General features: G+C 39.2%; 18 protein-coding genes and 1 riboswitch. Of the genes, 2 read left to right on the top strand and 16 right to left on the bottom strand.

Annotated features, from left to right (window positions below):
- The 11 genes from fabF to FRX52_RS00600 all read right to left on the bottom strand — a co-directional run bounded on the left by fabF (position 1) and on the right by FRX52_RS00600 (position 9,105).
- Entirely contained in the window at positions 1-1,233 is a 1,233-nt protein-coding gene (gene fabF, locus FRX52_RS00650) for a beta-ketoacyl-ACP synthase II (RefSeq protein WP_146538128.1), read from the bottom strand.
- A 39-nt stretch (positions 1,234-1,272) separates the two neighbouring features.
- A complete protein-coding gene (gene fabG / locus FRX52_RS00645) occupies positions 1,273-2,010 on the bottom strand; it encodes a 3-oxoacyl-[acyl-carrier-protein] reductase (protein ID WP_146538127.1) in 738 nt (245 codons plus the stop codon).
- A 3-nt stretch (positions 2,011-2,013) separates the two neighbouring features.
- Positions 2,014-2,943: an ACP S-malonyltransferase gene (gene fabD, locus FRX52_RS00640; protein ID WP_146538126.1), complete on the bottom strand. Its 930-nt coding sequence runs from the start codon at positions 2,941-2,943 to the stop codon at positions 2,014-2,016.
- Between the two features lies 1 nt (position 2,944).
- Positions 2,945-3,910 carry an enoyl-[acyl-carrier-protein] reductase FabK gene (gene fabK, locus FRX52_RS00635; RefSeq protein ID WP_146538125.1) on the bottom strand — a complete coding sequence of 322 codons (966 nt, stop codon included), beginning with the start codon at positions 3,908-3,910 and terminating at the stop codon, positions 2,945-2,947.
- 93 nt (positions 3,911-4,003) lie between these two features.
- Positions 4,004-4,228: an acyl carrier protein gene (locus FRX52_RS00630; RefSeq protein ID WP_146538124.1), complete on the bottom strand. Its 225-nt coding sequence runs from the start codon at positions 4,226-4,228 to the stop codon at positions 4,004-4,006.
- Between the two features lie 62 nt (positions 4,229-4,290).
- Complete coding sequence (locus FRX52_RS00625; RefSeq protein WP_146538123.1) at positions 4,291-5,265, bottom strand: beta-ketoacyl-ACP synthase III; 975 nt, start codon at positions 5,263-5,265, stop codon at positions 4,291-4,293.
- Positions 5,265-5,699 (bottom strand): MarR family winged helix-turn-helix transcriptional regulator, encoded by a 435-nt coding sequence (locus FRX52_RS00620; RefSeq protein WP_146538122.1) that lies wholly within the window; start codon positions 5,697-5,699, stop codon positions 5,265-5,267. The genes FRX52_RS00625 and FRX52_RS00620 overlap by 1 nt, the downstream gene beginning before the upstream one ends.
- A 90-nt stretch (positions 5,700-5,789) precedes the next feature.
- Positions 5,790-6,581: an enoyl-CoA hydratase gene (locus tag FRX52_RS00615; RefSeq protein WP_146538121.1), complete on the bottom strand. Its 792-nt coding sequence runs from the start codon at positions 6,579-6,581 to the stop codon at positions 5,790-5,792.
- Between the two features lie 178 nt (positions 6,582-6,759).
- A complete protein-coding gene (locus FRX52_RS00610; protein ID WP_146538120.1) occupies positions 6,760-7,506 on the bottom strand; it encodes a 2-keto-4-pentenoate hydratase in 747 nt (248 codons plus the stop codon).
- Positions 7,507-7,697: 191 nt separating this feature from the next.
- Entirely contained in the window at positions 7,698-7,970 is a 273-nt protein-coding gene (locus FRX52_RS00605) for a hypothetical protein (RefSeq protein WP_146538119.1), read from the bottom strand.
- Positions 7,971-8,115: 145 nt separating this feature from the next.
- Positions 8,116-9,105, bottom strand: coding sequence for a rhodanese-related sulfurtransferase (locus tag FRX52_RS00600; protein ID WP_146460008.1), 990 nt, complete (start codon positions 9,103-9,105; stop codon positions 8,116-8,118).
- 179 nt (positions 9,106-9,284) lie between these two features.
- Here FRX52_RS00600 and FRX52_RS00595 point away from each other — a divergent pair, with 179 nt between their 5' ends.
- Complete coding sequence (locus FRX52_RS00595; RefSeq protein WP_146538118.1) at positions 9,285-9,593, top strand: hypothetical protein; 309 nt, start codon at positions 9,285-9,287, stop codon at positions 9,591-9,593.
- Between the two features lie 27 nt (positions 9,594-9,620).
- On the opposite strand, the gene addA is transcribed toward FRX52_RS00595, so the two are convergent.
- From addA to FRX52_RS00575, 4 genes are all read right to left on the bottom strand, one after another.
- Positions 9,621-13,208, bottom strand: a complete 3,588-nt coding sequence (gene addA / locus FRX52_RS00590) for a helicase-exonuclease AddAB subunit AddA (protein WP_146538117.1) — start codon at positions 13,206-13,208, stop codon at positions 9,621-9,623.
- Positions 13,198-16,377: an ATP-dependent nuclease subunit B gene (gene rexB, locus FRX52_RS00585; RefSeq protein ID WP_146538116.1), complete on the bottom strand. Its 3,180-nt coding sequence runs from the start codon at positions 16,375-16,377 to the stop codon at positions 13,198-13,200. The genes addA and rexB overlap by 11 nt, the downstream gene beginning before the upstream one ends.
- A gap of 70 nt (positions 16,378-16,447) precedes the next feature.
- Positions 16,448-16,813, bottom strand: a complete 366-nt coding sequence (locus FRX52_RS00580) for an OsmC family protein (RefSeq protein WP_146538115.1) — start codon at positions 16,811-16,813, stop codon at positions 16,448-16,450.
- 6 nt (positions 16,814-16,819) lie between these two features.
- Positions 16,820-17,332, bottom strand: coding sequence for a QueT transporter family protein (locus tag FRX52_RS00575; protein WP_146538114.1), 513 nt, complete (start codon positions 17,330-17,332; stop codon positions 16,820-16,822).
- Positions 17,330-17,428: riboswitch (PreQ1 riboswitch) on the bottom strand. Its footprint overlaps the gene before it by 3 nt.
- Positions 17,429-17,456: 28 nt before the next feature.
- On the opposite strand from FRX52_RS00575, the gene FRX52_RS00570 reads away from it, so the two are divergent.
- The gene (locus FRX52_RS00570; protein ID WP_146538113.1) at positions 17,457-17,900 is read left to right on the top strand and encodes a GtrA family protein; all 444 of its coding nucleotides are present in this window, start codon (positions 17,457-17,459) and stop codon (positions 17,898-17,900) included.
- Positions 17,901-17,932: 32 nt separating this feature from the next.
- Here FRX52_RS00570 and FRX52_RS00565 read toward each other — a convergent pair whose 3' ends face one another.
- Positions 17,933-18,844, bottom strand: coding sequence for a YihY/virulence factor BrkB family protein (locus FRX52_RS00565; RefSeq protein ID WP_146538112.1), 912 nt, complete (start codon positions 18,842-18,844; stop codon positions 17,933-17,935).
- Positions 18,845-18,847 lie beyond the last annotated feature (3 nt).

The raw sequence follows: 18,847 nt of genomic DNA, 5'->3' as shown, positions 1-18,847 counted from the left end.
TTAATCCTCCCAACGCTTAAAGGCGGTTACCGCATTATGACCACCAAAACCAAAAGTGTTTGACAAGGCATACTTAATTTCTGCCTTTTGGCCTTGACCATAAACGACATTTGCCTCAATATCTTCTGATAGTTCTTGTGTACCAGCTGTCATGGGAATAAAACCATGACGTATGGCTTCAATAGTTGCAATGGCTTCCACCCCACCTGCTGCTCCAAGTAAGTGACCTGTAAAGGACTTGGTTGACGATACAGGAACTTGACGACCGACCACTGCAACGATAGCTTGGCTTTCGCCTTTTTCATTAGCCGGTGTTGAGGTACCGTGGGCATTGACATAATCCACATCTGATGCTGTAATACCAGCCTCTTCAATCGCTAAACGCATGGCCCTAGCTGCTCCAGAACCATCTGGTGATGGACTGGTTTGATGATAGGCGTCACAGGTATTACCGTAGCCAACGACTTCAGCCAGGATGGTTGCTCCACGTTTTTGAGCGTGTTCAAGACTTTCAAGCACTAAGACACCTGCACCTTCGCCCATAACAAAACCATTACGTTCCTTGTCAAATGGAATAGACGAACGAGTAGGATCTTCTGTTGTTGATAGGGCTGTCAAGGCATTAAAGCCACCGATACCAATTTCATTGATGGTCGCTTCTGCACCACCCGCTAAGACCACCTCTTGCAAGCCGAATTTAATTTCACGAAAGGCTTCACCAATGGCATCATTGGCTGAAGCACAAGCAGTCGTAATTGATTTACAAACACCTTGAGCACCAATACGAAGAGCGATATTTCCTGCTGCCATATTAGACAGTGCTTTTGGCACAAACATCGGCTGAATGCGTTTCATCCCTTTTTCATGCAAACGAATGATTTGCTCCTGCATTTCTTGAAGGCCACCGATACCAGACGACACAATGACCCCTGTGCGTTCACGGTTGACACTAGCCATGTCTAACCCAGCATTCTCCAAAGCTTCCAAGGTTGCATAAATAGCGTAGATAGAATACATGTCCATCCGATTTTTGTCCTTGCGAACAAAATACTTATCAAAGGGAAAATCCTTAATTTCACCTGCATTGTGAACAGGAATCTCTGATGTGTCAAAACGCGTAATGGGACCAATCCCAATTTGACCAGTTTCTAAACTCTTCCAAAATTCCTCAGGTGTATTTCCAATCGGTGAGGTCACACCATAACCTGTTACTACAACTCGATTAACTGTCATTTCTTTACCTTTTAGTTTCTTTCATTCAGGGCTCTAGGATTAGCCTTGCATGGTCATGCCACCGTCAATAGCAAGGACTTGACCTGTTAGATACTCTTGTTCTGCCAAAAAAGTCACTAAACTTGCCACTTCTTCTGGCTTACCAATCCGTTTCATAGGAATTTGAGTAAGGGCCATTTCCTTGACCTTATCTGTCATAGCATCTGTCATATCTGACTCAATAAAACCTGGTGCCACCGCATTAACACGAATACCACGACCAGCAACTTCACGAGCAACCGACTTGGTAAAACCAATCAAGCCAGCCTTGGACGCTGCGTAATTAGCTTGACCAATATTACCAGTCAACCCAACCACACTTGATATGTTAATAATAGCACCTTGACGAGCTTTTGTCATCTGTTTTAGGACCGATTGTGTCATGTTAAATGCCCCAGTCAGATTGATTTTCAAGACAGCTTCAAAGTCATCTTCCGTCATCTTCAACATCAATTTGTCCTTGGTTATGCCTGCATTATTGACCAAAATATCAACGCTACCCAAACTAGCAATAGCTTCTTCAATCATTCGTTTCGCATCTACTCCATCAGCCACATCACCAGAAATCGCTAAGACCTTAACCTTATAAACCTCAAACTCTTCTAAAAGTTGAGCTGAAATTGGACGACGACCGTTCAAAATTACATTAGCCCCAAGACTAGCAAAACGATGAGCAACAGCCAAGCCAATTCCTCGACTTGAGCCTGTTATAAAAACATTTTTTCCTTGTAATTCCATTTATTAAATCTCCATTTTTGCCAATAAATCCATCAAACTAGCCTCGTCTTCCACATGAGCTGACATGAGTCGCTTGTCAATCTTCTTAATAAAGCCACTCAAAATCTGACCTGGACCAATCTCGATAAAACGTGTTGCTCCCATGGCTCTCATTTGTTCAATTGACTCGTAGAAACGAACTGGTTCCATAACCTGACGTGTCAAGAGTGATTTGATCTGTGATTGTTCCATCACCTTGGCTTCTGTATTGCCAATCAAAGGAATAGCAAAGTCAGAAAAAGATACGGTTTCAAGTACCTTGGCTAGTTCTTGACTGGCAGGCTGAAGTAAGGCAGTATGGAAAGGACCAGATACATTGAGAGGTATTAAACGTTTGATACCTTCGTTTTTTAGTAATTCTACAGCTTCATTAACCGCTTCAGTATGACCACCAATGACGATTTGATTGGGCGTATTGTAATTGGCAGGGTTAACCACTCCTTTGACTGACGCTTGACGACAGGCTTCTTCGATAACGTCTATTGGTGTGTTTAAGACGGCTACCATCTTACCAATCCCTTTGGGAACAGCTGTTTCCATCAATTGTCCTCGTTTAGCAACCAAAGGTAAAGCCTCTTCAAATGACAAAGCACCTGAAGCCACCAAGGCTGAATATTCACCCAAAGACAGACCAGCTACCATATCAGCTGAAAGACCTTGTTCTTGCAACAAGCGAAAAATCGCTACTGAAGTTGTGAAAATAGCCGGTTGAGTATAACGGGTTTGATGTAACTTGTCTTCTTCACAATCAATTAAAAATCGTAAATCATAACCCAAAATATCATTGGCCTGGGCAAAGGTTTCCCGAACACAAGCGTATTTTTGGAACAGGTCATAAGCCATACCTAGCTTTTGTGCCCCTTGACCAGCGAATAAAAAGGCTGTCTTTCCCATACTACTTCTCCACATCTGACCAGCGACTGGCTTGCATTTGGATAATGTCTGCCGCACCATAATAGAGGTCTTTCAAAATGGCTTCACAAGTTTCTTCCTTATCAATCAACCCTGAAATCTGACCTGCCATAACTGAACCAAAATCCACATCACCATCAACCACCGCATTACGCAAGGCACCCGCTCCCAATTCTTCGATTTCTCGCTCATCTTTTAGACCACGCATATAATCTTGCTCGGCCTTGGCATAGGTTGTTGACAGTTTATTTTTAATGGCACGCACAGGATGTCCCACAATGGAAGCTGACACAACCGTATCAATATCCTTGGCTTTAAGAATCTTGTTCTTAAAATTTTGATGAGCATTGGACTCTTTGGCAACTGCAAAGCGTGTGCCTATCTGAACCGCCTCAGCTCCTAACATAAAGGCAGCCGCAACTCCACAACCATCAGCAATACCACCGGCAGCAATGACTGGAATATTAACCGCAGCGGCAACCTGACGAACCAAGGCCATGGTTGTTAATTTACCGATATGACCACCTGCTTCCATACCTTCGGCTACAACAGCGTCTGCTCCCAATTTTTCCATACGTTTCGCCAAAGCTACGCTTGGAACCACTGGAATCACCACAATCCCTGCTTCATGGAATCGTTCCATGTATTTACCAGGATTACCTGCACCAGTTGTCACGACCTTAACCCCTTCTTCAATGACCAAATCAACAATGTCATCAGCAAAAGGAGAGAGCAGCATGATATTCACTCCAAACGGTTTATCGGTGATGGCTTTAACACGATCAATATTAGCTTTAACCACTTCTTTAGGGGCATTGCCACCACCAATGATTCCTAAACCACCGGCATTTGATACCTCTCCAGCCAAATCGCCATCAGCAACCCAAGCCATACCACCCTGGAAAATCGGATATTTAATTTTTAGTAAGTCAGTAATTCTTGTTTTCATCTTGTAACATTAACCCTCAATCGATAATTTGATTATCAAACTATATAGATAAGATTTAAGAATACTCTAAAATTAGAATATTCTTAAACCACCTTATTTAGTTTTTTCTTCTACATAAGCAACTAGGTCGCCAACTGTGTTAAGACCTTCTTCAGTTTCGATTTGAATGTCAAAAGCATCTTCGATTTCTGAAATTACTTGGAAGACATCTAATGAATCAGCATCCAAGTCATCGAAAGTTGTTTCCAATTTTACTTCTTCTGTTTCTTTACCAAGTTCTTCAACGATAATTTCTTGTACTCTTTCAAATACTGCCATGTTTCTATTTCTCCTTAAAATAAATAATAAATTCACCTTGTGCTAAACACAAGTTTTAATAACTACATTTTAACAATTAGACTTCCCCATGTCAAACCTCCACCGAAGCCTGACAAAAGAATAGTCTGTGTCCCATCTAACTTGATACGACCATCTGCCACACATTCTGATAATAAAATCGGAATGCTGGCTGCACTGGTATTGCCATAAAACATCATATTAGCTGGAAATTTCTCCAAAGCAATCCCCATCTTCTTAGACATTTTCTCCAAGATACGACGATTAGCTTGATGTAACAACAAATAATCTATCTGATTTTTGTCAATCGCCGAGCTATCAAGCAAAGTCATAATACTTTTTGACACATCACGAATAGCAAAGTCAAAAATAGCTCGACCATCCATGGTCAAATAGGGTTGATTTTTTTCTTTAATGGAATACGGCGAGTTCAAAGCGGTCACACTAGATACCAGACCTTGACCACGACTACCATCAGAATTCAGTGATTCAGCCAAAAAATGCTTGGTGTCAGATTGTTCTAACAGTACCCCACCTGCCCCATCACCAAATAAAACAGCCGTGCTGCGATCCGACCAATCTAGCACCTTGGACAAGGTTTCTGCCCCTAAAATCAAGCCCTTAGCATAAGCCCCAGATTCGATTAACTTTTGTCCCATTGACAAGGCAAAGGCAAAGCCACTGCAAGCTGCCGTCAAGTCAAAAGCAAAGGCATTTTTAGCAGCTAAACCAGCCTGAACTCGAGCAGCCGTTGACGGCATAAGAGAGTCAGGAGTAATCGTTGCTACAATAACAAAGTCAAGCTCCAAAGGATCCAAGTTTGCCTTGGCTAAAAGCTGCTTAGCCACTTCTAAAGCCAAATCACTGGTTGACTGTTCTCGACTAATACGTCTCTGCGTAATCCCAGTGCGTGAACAAATCCACTCATCACTGGTTTCCAAAATCTGAGAAAGATCATCATTCGTCACGATTTGATCAGGCACATAATGAGCAACCTGACTAATTTTTGCAAAAACCATTAGACTAAATCCTCCAAAAATTGATGAAGATTGCCCAAACCTCGAGTCAAAACATCAATCTCAGTTGGATCAAGGTCCTCAATGATGTGAGTGACCATGGACTTGTGGAATTTAGCATGCAGACGATTCAGTAATCTCCCTTTTTTTGTTAGACTAAGGTAAACTACTCGTCGATCGACATCAGATCTGGTCCGTTGAACATACCCCTTTTTTTCAAGTTTGTTCAAACTGGTCGTGACTGTTCCCAATGTGACCATCAGCTCACGCGCAATATCACTCGGTGTTACTTGAGAGTCTTTGCCAATAATTTCAATCGTGTGTATTTCTTTGAGAGAAACATCATTGAATTGACTGGTTCGAAGACTCGTCTCTTCAATGATTAGAATCCGATTAAAAATATTAACAAGGTATTCGTTTATTTGATCGTATTCCATGCTGATCTCCTGATTTTTGACAAAATTTGACTCTCAAATTATACCAACTTTTCTAGCCATAAGCAACTATGTGCTATGGTTTGCCAAAAATTATTGACCTGTAAATCGTGGACGACGACGTTCGGCATAGGCACGAACACCTTCTTTGAAGTCTTCTTTGAATGCTAAGTTCTCTTGCAAGTCTAATTCTAACTTAGTATAGGCCTGCCAATCTTGAAATTCAGAAGCCCAAACCATCTCTTTGATAGCTCGATAGGAATTGATAGAGCCACGCAAGAGTTTTTTAATCAACTGAGTCGTCGTTTTTTCCAATTTATCAGCCGGACACATCCGATAGACAATACCATAATCAAGAGCTTTTTCAGCCGACAAGCCCTCACCAGTCATGGCTAATTGGGTTGCTCGGTTTGCTCCAATCGCTCGTGTCATCAAGAATAAGCCGCCCGCATCTGGAGCCAAGCCAACATTGACAAAGGCTTGAATGAATTTGGTTTGCTCGCTTGCAATCACAAAATCTGCAGCAACAGCCATATTAGCTGCCGCACCAGCTACCGCGCCATCAATATTCATGATGACTGGCTTGGGTAATTTTTTAATCGCAAATGAAATCTGATTAACCAAATCAGCAATCAACACCAAGGATTGCACATCGTCTGCCTCAACAGCTCGTTGCATTTCAACCAAATCACCACCGACTGAAAACACTTTGCCGTTGGCCTTAATCACTAGGAGACTGATCTGATCATCTTGAGCCACTTTATCTAAAACATCCAAAATTTCCTGACACATAGGAATGTTAAAACCGTTAGAAACGTCTGGACGATTAAAAGTAAGTGTCGCCACTTGATCTTCCACCGTATAAATAATTCCCTTATAGGTCATCTCTTCCTCCTTTCCCTTAAAATGATTTGATTTTCAAACCATTTTTCAGATTAACCTTATTTTACATTAAAAAATAAAAATTGGCAAGAAAAAAGTTTGATAATAAAATTATTAAGTTATCAAACAAAAATAGCAAGTGTTTTATCAACACTTGCTATTTTTATGATTTTTCAAAATCTTATTCTGTCACAACTAGCTCAACTGAACCAAGATTGTCATAAACTGCCTTATATGTTCCAACTTCTAACTTAACTGGCATTACAAAAGTCCCTGATGAAACAAACATGCCTGCTGGGAGAGTCTTACCATGTTCAGCTAGGGTATCAACCAACCATTTAAGTGAATGAACAGGATGCCCCAAAACTTCTGTCGAGCGTCCTTCAGTTACCAACTCGTCATTAAAGAAGAGTTGACCTGCCACATCTGCAATATCTTCCAAGCTCACTTTCTTAGCTTCGCCATAAGCTACACCACCATTAACCGCACCATCAGCGATAACCTCATACAGGCTAGCTTTAGGGAACCAATCTTGATAACGCGCATCTGGCACTTCTAAACCTGGTGCCACCTTACACTTAGCCATTAACTCTTCCAAAGAATCCGTCGGCAACAATTCGTCTTCTATCAAAAAGACCAATTCCAACTCTAAAAGCGGCTGATTGTAATCTTTTAGGGAGTAAGTGTGTTTCACAGTAACATCCGTCATCCCACCATAAAGCGGCGAATCACTGTTGAAAAGATCCTGTGTCTTTTGACTAGTTAAGCTGATTTTATACCCTTTGAGTGTTTGACCATCTGCTTCTTTAAGAGCAAGAACACCGTCTTGGATAGCATAGGCTTCTTCCTTAGTTGTCGCTTCAACCTGTCCCAAGGGTAATGGTTGATTGGTTTTATAGGCTTGGTATAATTTTTCAACTGTTGTCATAAGAATACTCCTTCATTTTGTTTTCATTATTATATGTCAAAAGATTTAGATTGTCAAGTTGTTTTCAGAATAATTAAACAAAAATAATAAATTGAATTATTTTAATAAATAAAAGACACCGAGTTCTCGTCTCGCTGTCTTTCAGGACTTTATTCTATTATGTTTGCTAGGGATGGTTTCATGTCTTTGTTTTATGGGCTGCTAAATTTCTTCTTATTGACGAAATAAGCTCCTAGTAGAAAGGCAAGCATCGTCACAAGATAAGAAATCAGTAATCGATCGTGTAATAAAAAGGTTGTGTTTAATTCATTCGGCGTGATTTTACTGATAATCTTTACACCAAAAAGTGTGATAATCGTTCCGCTCTTAGTGATTTGAAATAGTTCTATTAGTAAATCAATAACGACTAAAAATAGATAAAAGATACTACCACGCTTGATAAGCTGCAATAACTGCTTGTTCATGACTAGACTCCTTTATATTAGCGACAAAAATTTAGGACAACTTGAAAACGTTTTCTAAATCTAGTTTACCACTTATTCGTTTGCCTGTCTATTATTTCCCTTTAAAAAAACTAGCTAGCAATAAGCTAACTAGTTAAGGTTATCTTTAGTTCGACAAACTATGAAACTCCAAAGTTTCACCGATTTCCGCTAAACGAGCTGCCCATTCTTCATGGGTCAATCCGTGCTCAACAACATAGCGGTTTCTTTCATGAGCACGGCATTCTGCAGAACAACCACGAACATATTTATGTTCATTTTCTTCTGTTGAGAAGATTTGGCGATTACAGAATGGATTTGCACAATTAACGTAACGGTCACACGATGAACCGTCATACCAGTCCTTACCAATCACTGTTGGATCAACGTGATTAACATCAACGGCAATACGGTCATCAAAAACGTACATCTTACCTTCCCATAGTTCACCACGCACTTCTGGATCTTTACCATAAGTGGCAATACCACCGTGTAATTGACCAACATCTTTATAACCTTCACGAACCATCCAGCCTGAGAATTTCTCACAACGGACGCCACCTGTACAGTAAACGACAACACGTTTGTCCATGAATTTTTCTTTGTTATCACGAACCCATTGTGGTAATTCACGGAAGTTGCGAATATCTGGACGAATGGCACCACGGAAATGACCTAAATCATACTCATAGTCATTACGCGTATCCAAAACAACTGTATTTTCGTCAAGAAGGGCTTCCTTAAATTGTTTTGGTGATAGGTATTCACCTGTTGTTTCCAATGGATTGATGTCGCTATCAAAATCATTATCTTCTAAACCAAGATGAACGATTTCTTTTTTATAGCGAACAAACATCTTACGGAAAGCCTGTTCATTTTCTTCATCAATCTTGAACCACAAGTCAGCGAAACGTTCATCGCTATGTACCCAGTCCATATACTTTTGAGTCGTTTCATAGTCACCAGAAACGGTACCATTGATTCCCTCATCGGCAATCAAAATACGACCTTTTAGTCCGATTGACTTACAAAATGCCAAATGTTCTGCTGCATATTCTTGCGCATTTTCAATTGGCACATACTTATAATAGAGCAATACTCTAATTTTTTCAGCCATGCTTATCTCCTTTAATCTTTGCAATAGATTGATAGATCAACCACTTTTATTTTACTATCTTTTGGTCAAAATTGCAAAGCCTTGCCAAACTTTTTTATCACTAATTCAAAAGGTGGCAAATCTGTTCGTTTTTTTGATTTTATGATAAAATAGGGGCAAACAAATCCAAAGGAGATCTCATGACCTACGAATTTAGCTTGGAATATGGAACCTATCCTGTCAAAAAGCCTGTTGTTGATTCACTGTTGATGTCTAAATACGAAGTGCCTGATTTTCTAGCTGACAATGATCAACTTCATCAAAAGCTCCTAAGCATGAATCAACTTTTTCATGAATTGTTTCTAACCTTGGAATGTCAATCCCATTATATCGGAAATGAATTTCCAGATAAGATTGCTGACATTCGCAAGCTCTATCAAGAAACCAGCCAAGAATTGATTGACAGCTACCCTGACTTGAACTTTAAGATTGAGCATTTTTTACTATAAAAAGACTGAATAACATTCAGTCTTTTTTTATGGTACTTTAACCACTTCTAATTGCTTGCCACCTAATAAAATGAGATATTTTTCAACGGTTTCAATCTGGTAAGATTGTGATAAGGCTTGGGCATAGAGTGTCATTTGGTTACGGTAGCGATTGACCAAAACCTGTTTATCACTAAAACGATCGGTTTTATAATCAAAGAGAATAATCCGATCATCTAGTACAAGATAACCATCCAAAATCCCACGAATAATATAATCTTCTCCGCTAGCTTCATCTTGATGTAACATGGAAAAAGGGGCTTCACGTTGAACAAAGTGATGATGTCTCTGTAATAACAAGCCTAAATCCGTTTGGAAAAAAGCTGCTAGCTTGCCTAAATCAATGTGGCGTTTCACATTTTTATCAACATCAAGCTGAGCTAAAGTGGTCTTAAGTTGAGATAAATCAACTTGTTCAGACAAAGGTAAGAGTTGCATAAGTTGATGAGTAGCACTTCCCAAAGCTGCTGGTGACAGAGGTTTGGATGATTTAAAATCTGGAAGTGAGAAGTCAAGACGAATATCTTCCTTATCTAGTATGGCAACCCCCTCTAACTCTGTCACTGGCTGATAAAGGGATTTAAGTTGACTAGGTGTGCGAACACTAGGCAAGGTAATAGCTGCTTCAAATTTCTTATTATAGGTCAAGGCTGCTTCTAAATCTCTAAGTGCTTGAGCGAATTGAGCCTGGGAATTCTCGTTTAGAATTTCGTCAATAGCAAGTGGGCAATCATCTAGTTGACCAATCTTGTCTGGGGTTAAGTCATCTGGACCAACAAAATCTAAATTCAGAGCAAAATCTTTTTGAGGAAATGTGGCTAAGGTTGCTAGCAACAAATCTTGAAAACTAGATGCACTTTGACGAACATTGACTGCCAAGTAGCCTTCTGCTGTCTTTGGTGAGGCTTCTCGACTGGTAAATTTTTCTTGACTGGCTTGACCAATCAAGTACAGTTTTTTCTTGGCTCTCGTCATTGCTACATAGAGTAGTCGCAAGCGTTCTGATAAATCCGCTAAATCATTCTGTTCTTTGATGACTTGATAGGCGAGGGTATCTAAGCTAACCGGTAAACTAGCCAAGTTGGTATCAAACTCTGCCTTCATATCTGCCACGTATTGTATTCCCAAACCTAAATCACGACTCAAGGTAAAAGCTTGTCTTGAAGAATGTTTGTTAAAAGCTTTAGCTAGATTAAGTACAAAAACATAATCAAACTCTAATCCCTTACTTTTATGAATGGTCATGAGATTGACGGCATTTTGATTAACAGGCAACTCCACATTAGCCAAATCATGCTGATTAGCTAGAACCTTATCAATCATTTGAATAAAGCGAGTTAGCCCTTTAAAGCCTGTTTGTTCAAATATATGGGCACGACTGGCTAAGGCGTAGAGATTAGCTTGTGCTTGCTGACCTTTTGGTAAAGCACCAACATAATCATAGTAAAATTTTTCTTCATAAATCTGCCAAATCAGATGATATAGACGTTTAACCTTGGCAGCTTGACGCCATTTATCAAGGCAATGATTAAATTTTTTCAAGCGTTGTTCTAAATCCACATCAATCAAATCCGGAGCTTCTCCCTCATGAGCAATTGCTAACTGTAATTTTTGATAAAAGGGGATTTTTTCCTTGGATTGCAGAGCGATTCTAGCCAAATCATCTTCATTAAAAGCAAACATAGGAGAGCGTAAGAGAGCAACCAAAGGATAATCATTAAGAGGATTATTGATCGTTCTCAAGGTATCGAGCATGACCATGACTTCAATGGATTGGAGATAATTTTTAGCCTGTTCATCGACAACAACAGGAATACCATAATGGCTTAGAATCTTGGTTAGCTTGTCATTTGCCGTTCTAGAAGGCACTAATAAGCAAATCTGATCAAAATTGACACCTTGTTGATGAAGTTTGATGATTTCTCTAGCAATCAAGTCAGCTTCGCCCACTTCTGACTGTTCGTCTTTTTGATCAAGGTCATAAAGATAAAATTGGGTCTGAAACTGTTTATCAGTCACCTCTTGGGCAGGACTTCCCACCAATAACTGATGACTTTGGTCATAACGAACATCGCCAATACTTTCATCCATCAAGCGACGAAAGAAGGCATTGGTTGTGTCTAAAACACTGGATTGGCTACGAAAATTTTCTTTTAGAAGAATCAACTGACCTTGATCAGATTGTTTCTGGTAACGATCAAACTGAGCCTTGAAAATCTGCGGATCAGATTGACGAAAACGATAAATAGATTGCTTGATATCACCCACCATGAAGCGATTACGACCATTAGACAATAAATCAAGCAAACGTTCTTGCAAGTGATTGTTATCCTGGTATTCGTCCACCATGACTTCAACATAACCATCTTGAAATTGCTGACGTAACTGTTCATGATTTTCTAAAAGTTCAATAGCAAAATGGGAAATATCACTAAATTCTAGGGCATTTTCTTGAATTTTTAATTGTAAGAATTGTTGTGAAAAATCGTCAACAAAATCTCGTAAGATGGCTAAAAGTGGGCTTGCTTGTCCTTGATAATTCAAAATCGTCTCTAAGTGACGAAAACGAGCCAGATGAAATTGTATAGCTGTATAGATAGGATAGGCAACTTTATTGACGGTTACTTCTTCGCCAGTTGGCAGTACTTGTGTTAAATGAGCAAGAAGTTGATTAAAGGATGACTTATCACCATTCAACAACTGTTCACGGGTTTCTCTAAGAGTTTGAATTTGTTGTAGGTGATTTTTATATTTCGCTGTTGGTTTATTGGCTTTAGTCACTTGTGGATAGTCTGGCAGTTGCGTTAAGTTTTCCACAGCATCAGCTGTTTGCTCCAAAGTGGCAAGTAGTTGCTCCACCCAGGATTCTGGTAAATGATCCAAATTTAAAAACTTGCTATGACCACTTAAAAGGATGTCTTTTATCCAAGCTTTTGGATTGGGCATACTTTGACTAAACTCATAAATGGCATAAACGACCTCTTGAAAAGCCTTACTATCCTTACGATTGGCTGAAAAATTACTAACCAAACGCACAAAATCTCGACTCGATTTTCCTTCTAGATAAGAAGGAAATAACTCACTAAAGACCTCATCTTGCAACAGTCTGCGATCACTCTGCTCTTGTAAAATCCTAAAACGTGGCGACAGACCTAAAAGGTAGGCATATCGACTAACCAATTTATTGGTAAAGGCATCCATGGTCCCAATATCAGCTAGGGCGAGTTGTTGAATTTGTGTCGATAGGTGCTGACGCGTTTCTACATCTTCTGTTTCAGTCAAGGCTTGACTCAACTTTTTCTCCAAGCGTTCTTTCAGCTCACCTGCGGCCTTAACGGTGAAGGTCGAAATGAATAGCTGATCAATCCGATAACCTCGACTGATAATGTCAAAAATTCGCTCAATCATGACAAAAGTCTTACCAGAACCAGCCGAAGCCGATACCAAAATATTTTTACCGTGACTATAAATCGCCTCAATCTGCTCTGGGGTTCGCTTTTGTAACTTATCTGAGCTTGCTTCAATCTGTTGAAGACTAACAATTTCTTCAGTAGTCAAAAATGGTTTAATCTTCATCTTTTCCCTCCATCAATCCTAATAAATAAGATTTACGTTTTTCTCCACGTTCCTTAACTCTCAACAAGGGACGAGCATAACTCATGTGTTGATCAGATGAAAAACGTGTAATATTTTTCAGTTGACGACCAGCCACACTAAGACCATCCTCTGTATAAGGGTTAATCTTAAAATGACCCGTTCGAATTTGCCGCTCTGCTGCTTGATACAGATTTTGATTATAAGCCAACAAGCGCTCTAAATCTTCTGTGCTATAAAGGTCTGACTTCAACTGATAATAAGCATTGTCTAAAAATTCTTTTTTATTGGCTAAAAACAAGCCCTTATAAGCCAAGTTTTTATAGGCTTTAACAATCAACTCTTCTTTTTTCTTGATGTTTTTTAATTTTAAGTGTGGTTCGGTCAAATGAAGATACATGGCTCCAAAAGGGTCTTGACCTGTCTGTTTCAAAGCTTGCAAATAAGTCACTAATTGAGTATCTAAACCATTATAAAAATCCAATAAATCAAAAGTCTTAGCACTAGACTTGTAATCAACAATCCCTTGACTGCCATCGAACAAGCCGTCAAGACGGTCAATGATTCCCCTAACCTGTAATTGCTGACTCTGATTAAAGTGAAACGGAACTTCCTGTTTTAAGACGTGAATAGCCTTATTTTGTTCTAAGAAATTGGCAACACTGACTGCAATAGTTTCTAAAATACTTCTAGAAAACTGACCTTGAGCAGATTGTTGATAAAATGGTGCTAAAAAGCGATCTTGTCTGGTCTGAGCAAGCGCCTGGCTGAAACGCTGATCAAAAGACTGATCCGACTGATCAGCCATAAAGTATTCTAAAACCTTATGCAGATAAGAGCCGTGTTGTCTTGCGTCTGGATAGATACTTTCTGGTTCTTGTAAACCTAATAAATAACGTAAGAAGTACAAATACTGATTATCGTAAAAGGTTCTTAAGGCTGAAACTGATAACTGTAACTGGTCTTTGGGTAACCATCTCTGCATGACTTCTGCTGCTACTGGAACTGTTTCCGGCAAGTCTAGTAGAGTTGTTTTCAAATCATTTTCTGTTAACTTTTGACGTAAAAAAGGAATCGCCTGTTGCCAAAAAGTCTCACGGTCATCTGTTTCAATCTCCAAATGATTGACTGCCAGCAAACGAGATAACATCGCCTTGTAAGCACTTGAATCATTTTCGTCACTAAGTTTTTGTTTTTCAAGTCCTAATTCTTCTAAAAACTTCAGATAAGAGGATAAGTCATCACTAGAAGCAGCGGATTGGCTAAAACTACAAACTAACTGTTGTCTAGCACTATTGAGTAACGAAAGCGCCAAATAATGATTTCGTGGACCATTTTCATGACTAACCACATCCAGTCCGACCTGATCTTCTTGCTGCTGATTTAATAGTAGCCGTTCCTCATCTGATAAAAGACTTTTATTTTGCTTAATCAAAGGAAAAACACTTTGAGTCATGCCTAAAGCAAAAATGAAGTGATTGTGATGTGGGGTAACTAAGTCGTAAGATTGGACTTTGACCACATCTACTGTAGCAGGGAGGGTACGATAATGACTAGCCTGCATACCACTTGATAAAATGGACAGAAAATCAGACACCGTCAGTTTACTAGACCCAAAGATTGTATGGACTTGCTCTAATAAGCGACCAAAAGTCTGCCAAACCTGTTCTTGTTGTTCCAATTCTTCTTGACTCATGCCCTGACTTAGCCTTTGCATATTGTCCATGACATCAACCTGATTCAAAAAGTCATTAAATTTAATCAATAGACTAGTCGCTTTTTGTGGTCGGCTATTTAAGAAGTTGGCTAAAGGAGTGATGATTCTTGTTCGCAAATCATTCAAAAAATCTAAGTCGTAGCCAACTTGTCCCTTAGCTGTGAAATCTTGCTTAAATTGACGGTAACCTTTAACATCAGCATAATTGAGATAGACTTCAAATTGATCTAAATCCGCTAAATCAAACTGGCCATAAAGACCTGATTTCAAAAGATTAAGCAAGTCTTCTGCTCGATAATGATAGGTTTTCAGCCGTTCCAAAGCTTCAATAAAATTAACCAAAGGATGATCAACCATAGACTGACTGGCTGCAACATAGTAGGGAATATCAAACTGATGAAAAATTTTTTCTATCTCCAATTGGTAACTGGTTAAATCACCAACTAAAATCGTGACGTCTCGATAGCGCCAACCTTGATCAGATTGGACTAGTTGACGAATCGACTTGGCCACAGCTTCAATCTCATCTTTTGATTGAGCCGCTTGCCAAATTTGTAACTTATCTGGATTAGCTGATAGTTTAGGCAAAGAACCGACAGTGAAACTCGTCTTCATTTCTAAGGCGTGTGTCACAAGCTGACCAGATTGTGATTGAACTGAAGAAGTCAAATAAATTGGTCTAGTTTGATACTGGCTGGCTAGGTCTCGTAAAAACGTCACACTAGCTTGATAAATGTGACCAGCTATGTACTGAGCTTGATAGGCTTTTTGACTAGCATAGACACCAACAATAACCTCATGACTGTTAGCGTCTAAGAGTCTAACTAAGTCAGCTTCTTCTGCTGAAAAACGCGTAAACCCATCAATGATGATCACAAATTGACTCAGATCAACTCGCCCAGCTAAAATCTCTTGACTAAGAAAGGCCAGCGAAGATTGTTGACTCAGATGATGTTCTACTAAAAAGTCATCGACAGCTTGAAAAATCTTAACCAAATCAGTCGCTTTCTCTTTTTCTGCCAACCGCTCTAAATCAAGCCAATCTAAATGAGAGGTCTTGACTTCTTGATAAAGTTCCACCAGCTGCTGAATAAAGGCTTGATCTGTTCTCACTCGATGATAGACCTGCAAGTCACTATCAGAAAAATCCTGCAAAAGCTTATAAAAAATCATGGTCAAGCCCTGATCATCAATCGTCTCTTCTTGCTTGATCTTATTAAGTGTTAAATAGCGAGCCATTTGGGCAAAACGGGTCACTGTTATCGCAAAAGATGCTCGTTCAGGTAAGAGCCTTAGCACTTGACCTTCTTTTTCAAATGACAGAGAATTCGGTGCAATATAAAAAACACGCTTGCCAGCCTTTACAAATGTCTTGGCTTCTTCTACTAAGAGTGGTGTCAATTCCTGCCAAATATCCGTATAAAGTAACTTCATGAACAACCTCGTTAATTTATTTCCCTTATTATAACAAAAAGAGCAAGAAGTTGGACTTCTCACCCTTAGCTTATACCTTAAAATCAATAACTATGGTCAAGTCTTCTCGCAAAAGTTTTTTCACTCGACAATGTTTGTCAATATAGGCTGACAACTTATCTTGCTCGCTAGCCTCTAAAGCCTCTGGCAAATTGACTCTAACCTGAAAAAGATCTGCCTCATAGCGACTATCCACCGTAACAGGAACCTGTTTTTCCTTGTGATAGCGATAAAAATACCCCTGAACACACATAGTAATACAACCTGCTAGGGCTATATTTAACAAGCTCATCGGCGTTTCACCATCCTTGGTTTGACCAAGCAACTCAACAGATGTTCCGTAACCTTCTGAACGAACTCGGTAAAGGTCTTGTCCTATTATTTTAGTTTGATACATCTCATCCTACTTTCCAAAATGAAGTCGTTTGGCTAAACGTTCAATGATAATAGAGCCAACTAAGAGTGAGCCAAATTCTCCCAAAGCTGTTGTTAGCCAAGTCAATAAGAAAGGTACCTTAGCGAGAATGGTTAATTCAGCTGCGACTGTCACCATAGATAGCGCAAAAAAGATTGAAAAATAGAAAAATGCCTTGTTAAATAGACCATTAAAGACACGCTCGTTGAGATAGCGATGGAATAGCTTAACACCTAAATGAACAAAAATCAGTGTTGATAAACCACCAACCAAGACGTCAATCAGACCATAACTGTAAAAGTTAGCAATCATGCAGCCAAGTGTCACGGCATAAAGGTATTTGCGATGATAGAAAGCTAGAAAGTTAAACATTTCAGCAACCCGAAATTGATACGGGCCATAACTAATCGCATTAAAAGGTGGAAGAATTGTCAGGACGATGTAAAGAGCTGCAATCAATGCAACATCAACATAGTCACGTGTGGTAAGTCGTTGTGTCATTAGTATCTCCTTTAGTGGTAAAATCCACGTTTAATATGCTTGGTGAAAGGATAAGAAGCACCAAGGGTTGCCTTGCAACTCGCTCATTATAGCATAATTTAACAAAATATGGTAGAGTAGAGATATGAAAAAATTACTACAAACTGAAGCTATTAAATATTTGATTTTTGGTGTTCTTGCGACACTTGTTTACATGCTGACACGAGAAATCATTTTTTACCTAACCCAAGAACCAATTTTATCAGCCATTGTTGCTAATATTACTGCCGTTCTCTTTGCCTTTATCACCAATGACCTTTTTGTTTTTAATCAAGCACATCAAGGTCGTCTTAATCGCTTTGGTAAATTCCTTGGGGCTCGCCTAGCCACCTTAATCCTTGATTTATTCTTGGCTTGGTTCTTTGTGACTGCTTTTCCACAGATTATTGGGCAATTTGTCAATGATAGCATTCTTTGGGTTAACCGAATTGAAACACTATTTTCTCAAGTCTTTATTATTGTTTTGAATTACTTCTTGAGTAAATTCTTTATCTTCAAAAATAAAAAACAAACAGAAAATCTCCACTAAACCAGTGGAGATTTTTCTTAATGAAGCAAACTTTAATTTTCATCCTGCCGAGATTGGATGAGGGCTTTCACATCTCCTCGACGAGCCTCGAGTTTGCCTTGGGAAAGTTTTTGTGTGGTGGCATTAAGAACAGCTCCTAAAATCAACACACGGGCTAAAACCATAAACCAAACCATAATCACAAGTGCAACAACAGAACCAAAAACCTTAAAATCACTCAACCTATCCAACTGCTTACTCACATAAAAACCAATCATGTTATTTAAAAAAAGTAGAACAAAGCTAGTCAAAAAAGTTCCTGGTAAAATATAGCGTAATTTTTTAATCTTGACATTGGGAAGAATAAAATACAAAGAGGCAATTCCCATCCAAACCAAGATGGCAAGCAATGGCTTGGTCAAGGTCAAGGCCAAATCAGCTAAATCTCCCAAAGGATAATGACGATTGATAACTTGTAAAATGGCTTCTGAAAATGTCGTTAACATCAAGGCGAAAGTCAAAAGAAAGAGAATCAATAAGCTGGTTAAAATACCAATCAAATGGCTGATAAAAAAATCTCGATTATCTGCCGCTTCATAGACTTTATTGACTGCTTTTTGGAGAGAACTCAAACTTTTCGTCATGGTCCAAAAACCTGTCAAACTCGCCAAACCTAAAATACTACCTGCAGGTTTGGAAAATATATCCACAACCAAACCCTTGGTCATTTGATAAATTTGTTCTGGAAGATTTTCCTTCATCAAGACCAACAAATCAGTTAGATTGATCGGTAGGTAGGGAAAAATATTAGCTACGATAATCAACAGTGGAAAGACGGTCAGCATAAGATAATAGGCAACTGCCACACTAGACAGCTCCATTTCGGCACTTTGATAATTGGCTATAAAGACCTGTAAAGGCTGCCAAGAAAGGTAGCCTTTAATTTTATTCAATACTGTTTTCATCGA

Origin of the sequence: Streptococcus sp. sy018 (assembly GCF_007859185.1) — a bacterium.
Classification (GTDB): Bacteria; Bacillota; Bacilli; order Lactobacillales; family Streptococcaceae; genus Streptococcus.
The sequence above is the reverse complement of the archived record's forward strand: the minus strand, read 5'-3'. Positions and strand labels throughout refer to the sequence as shown.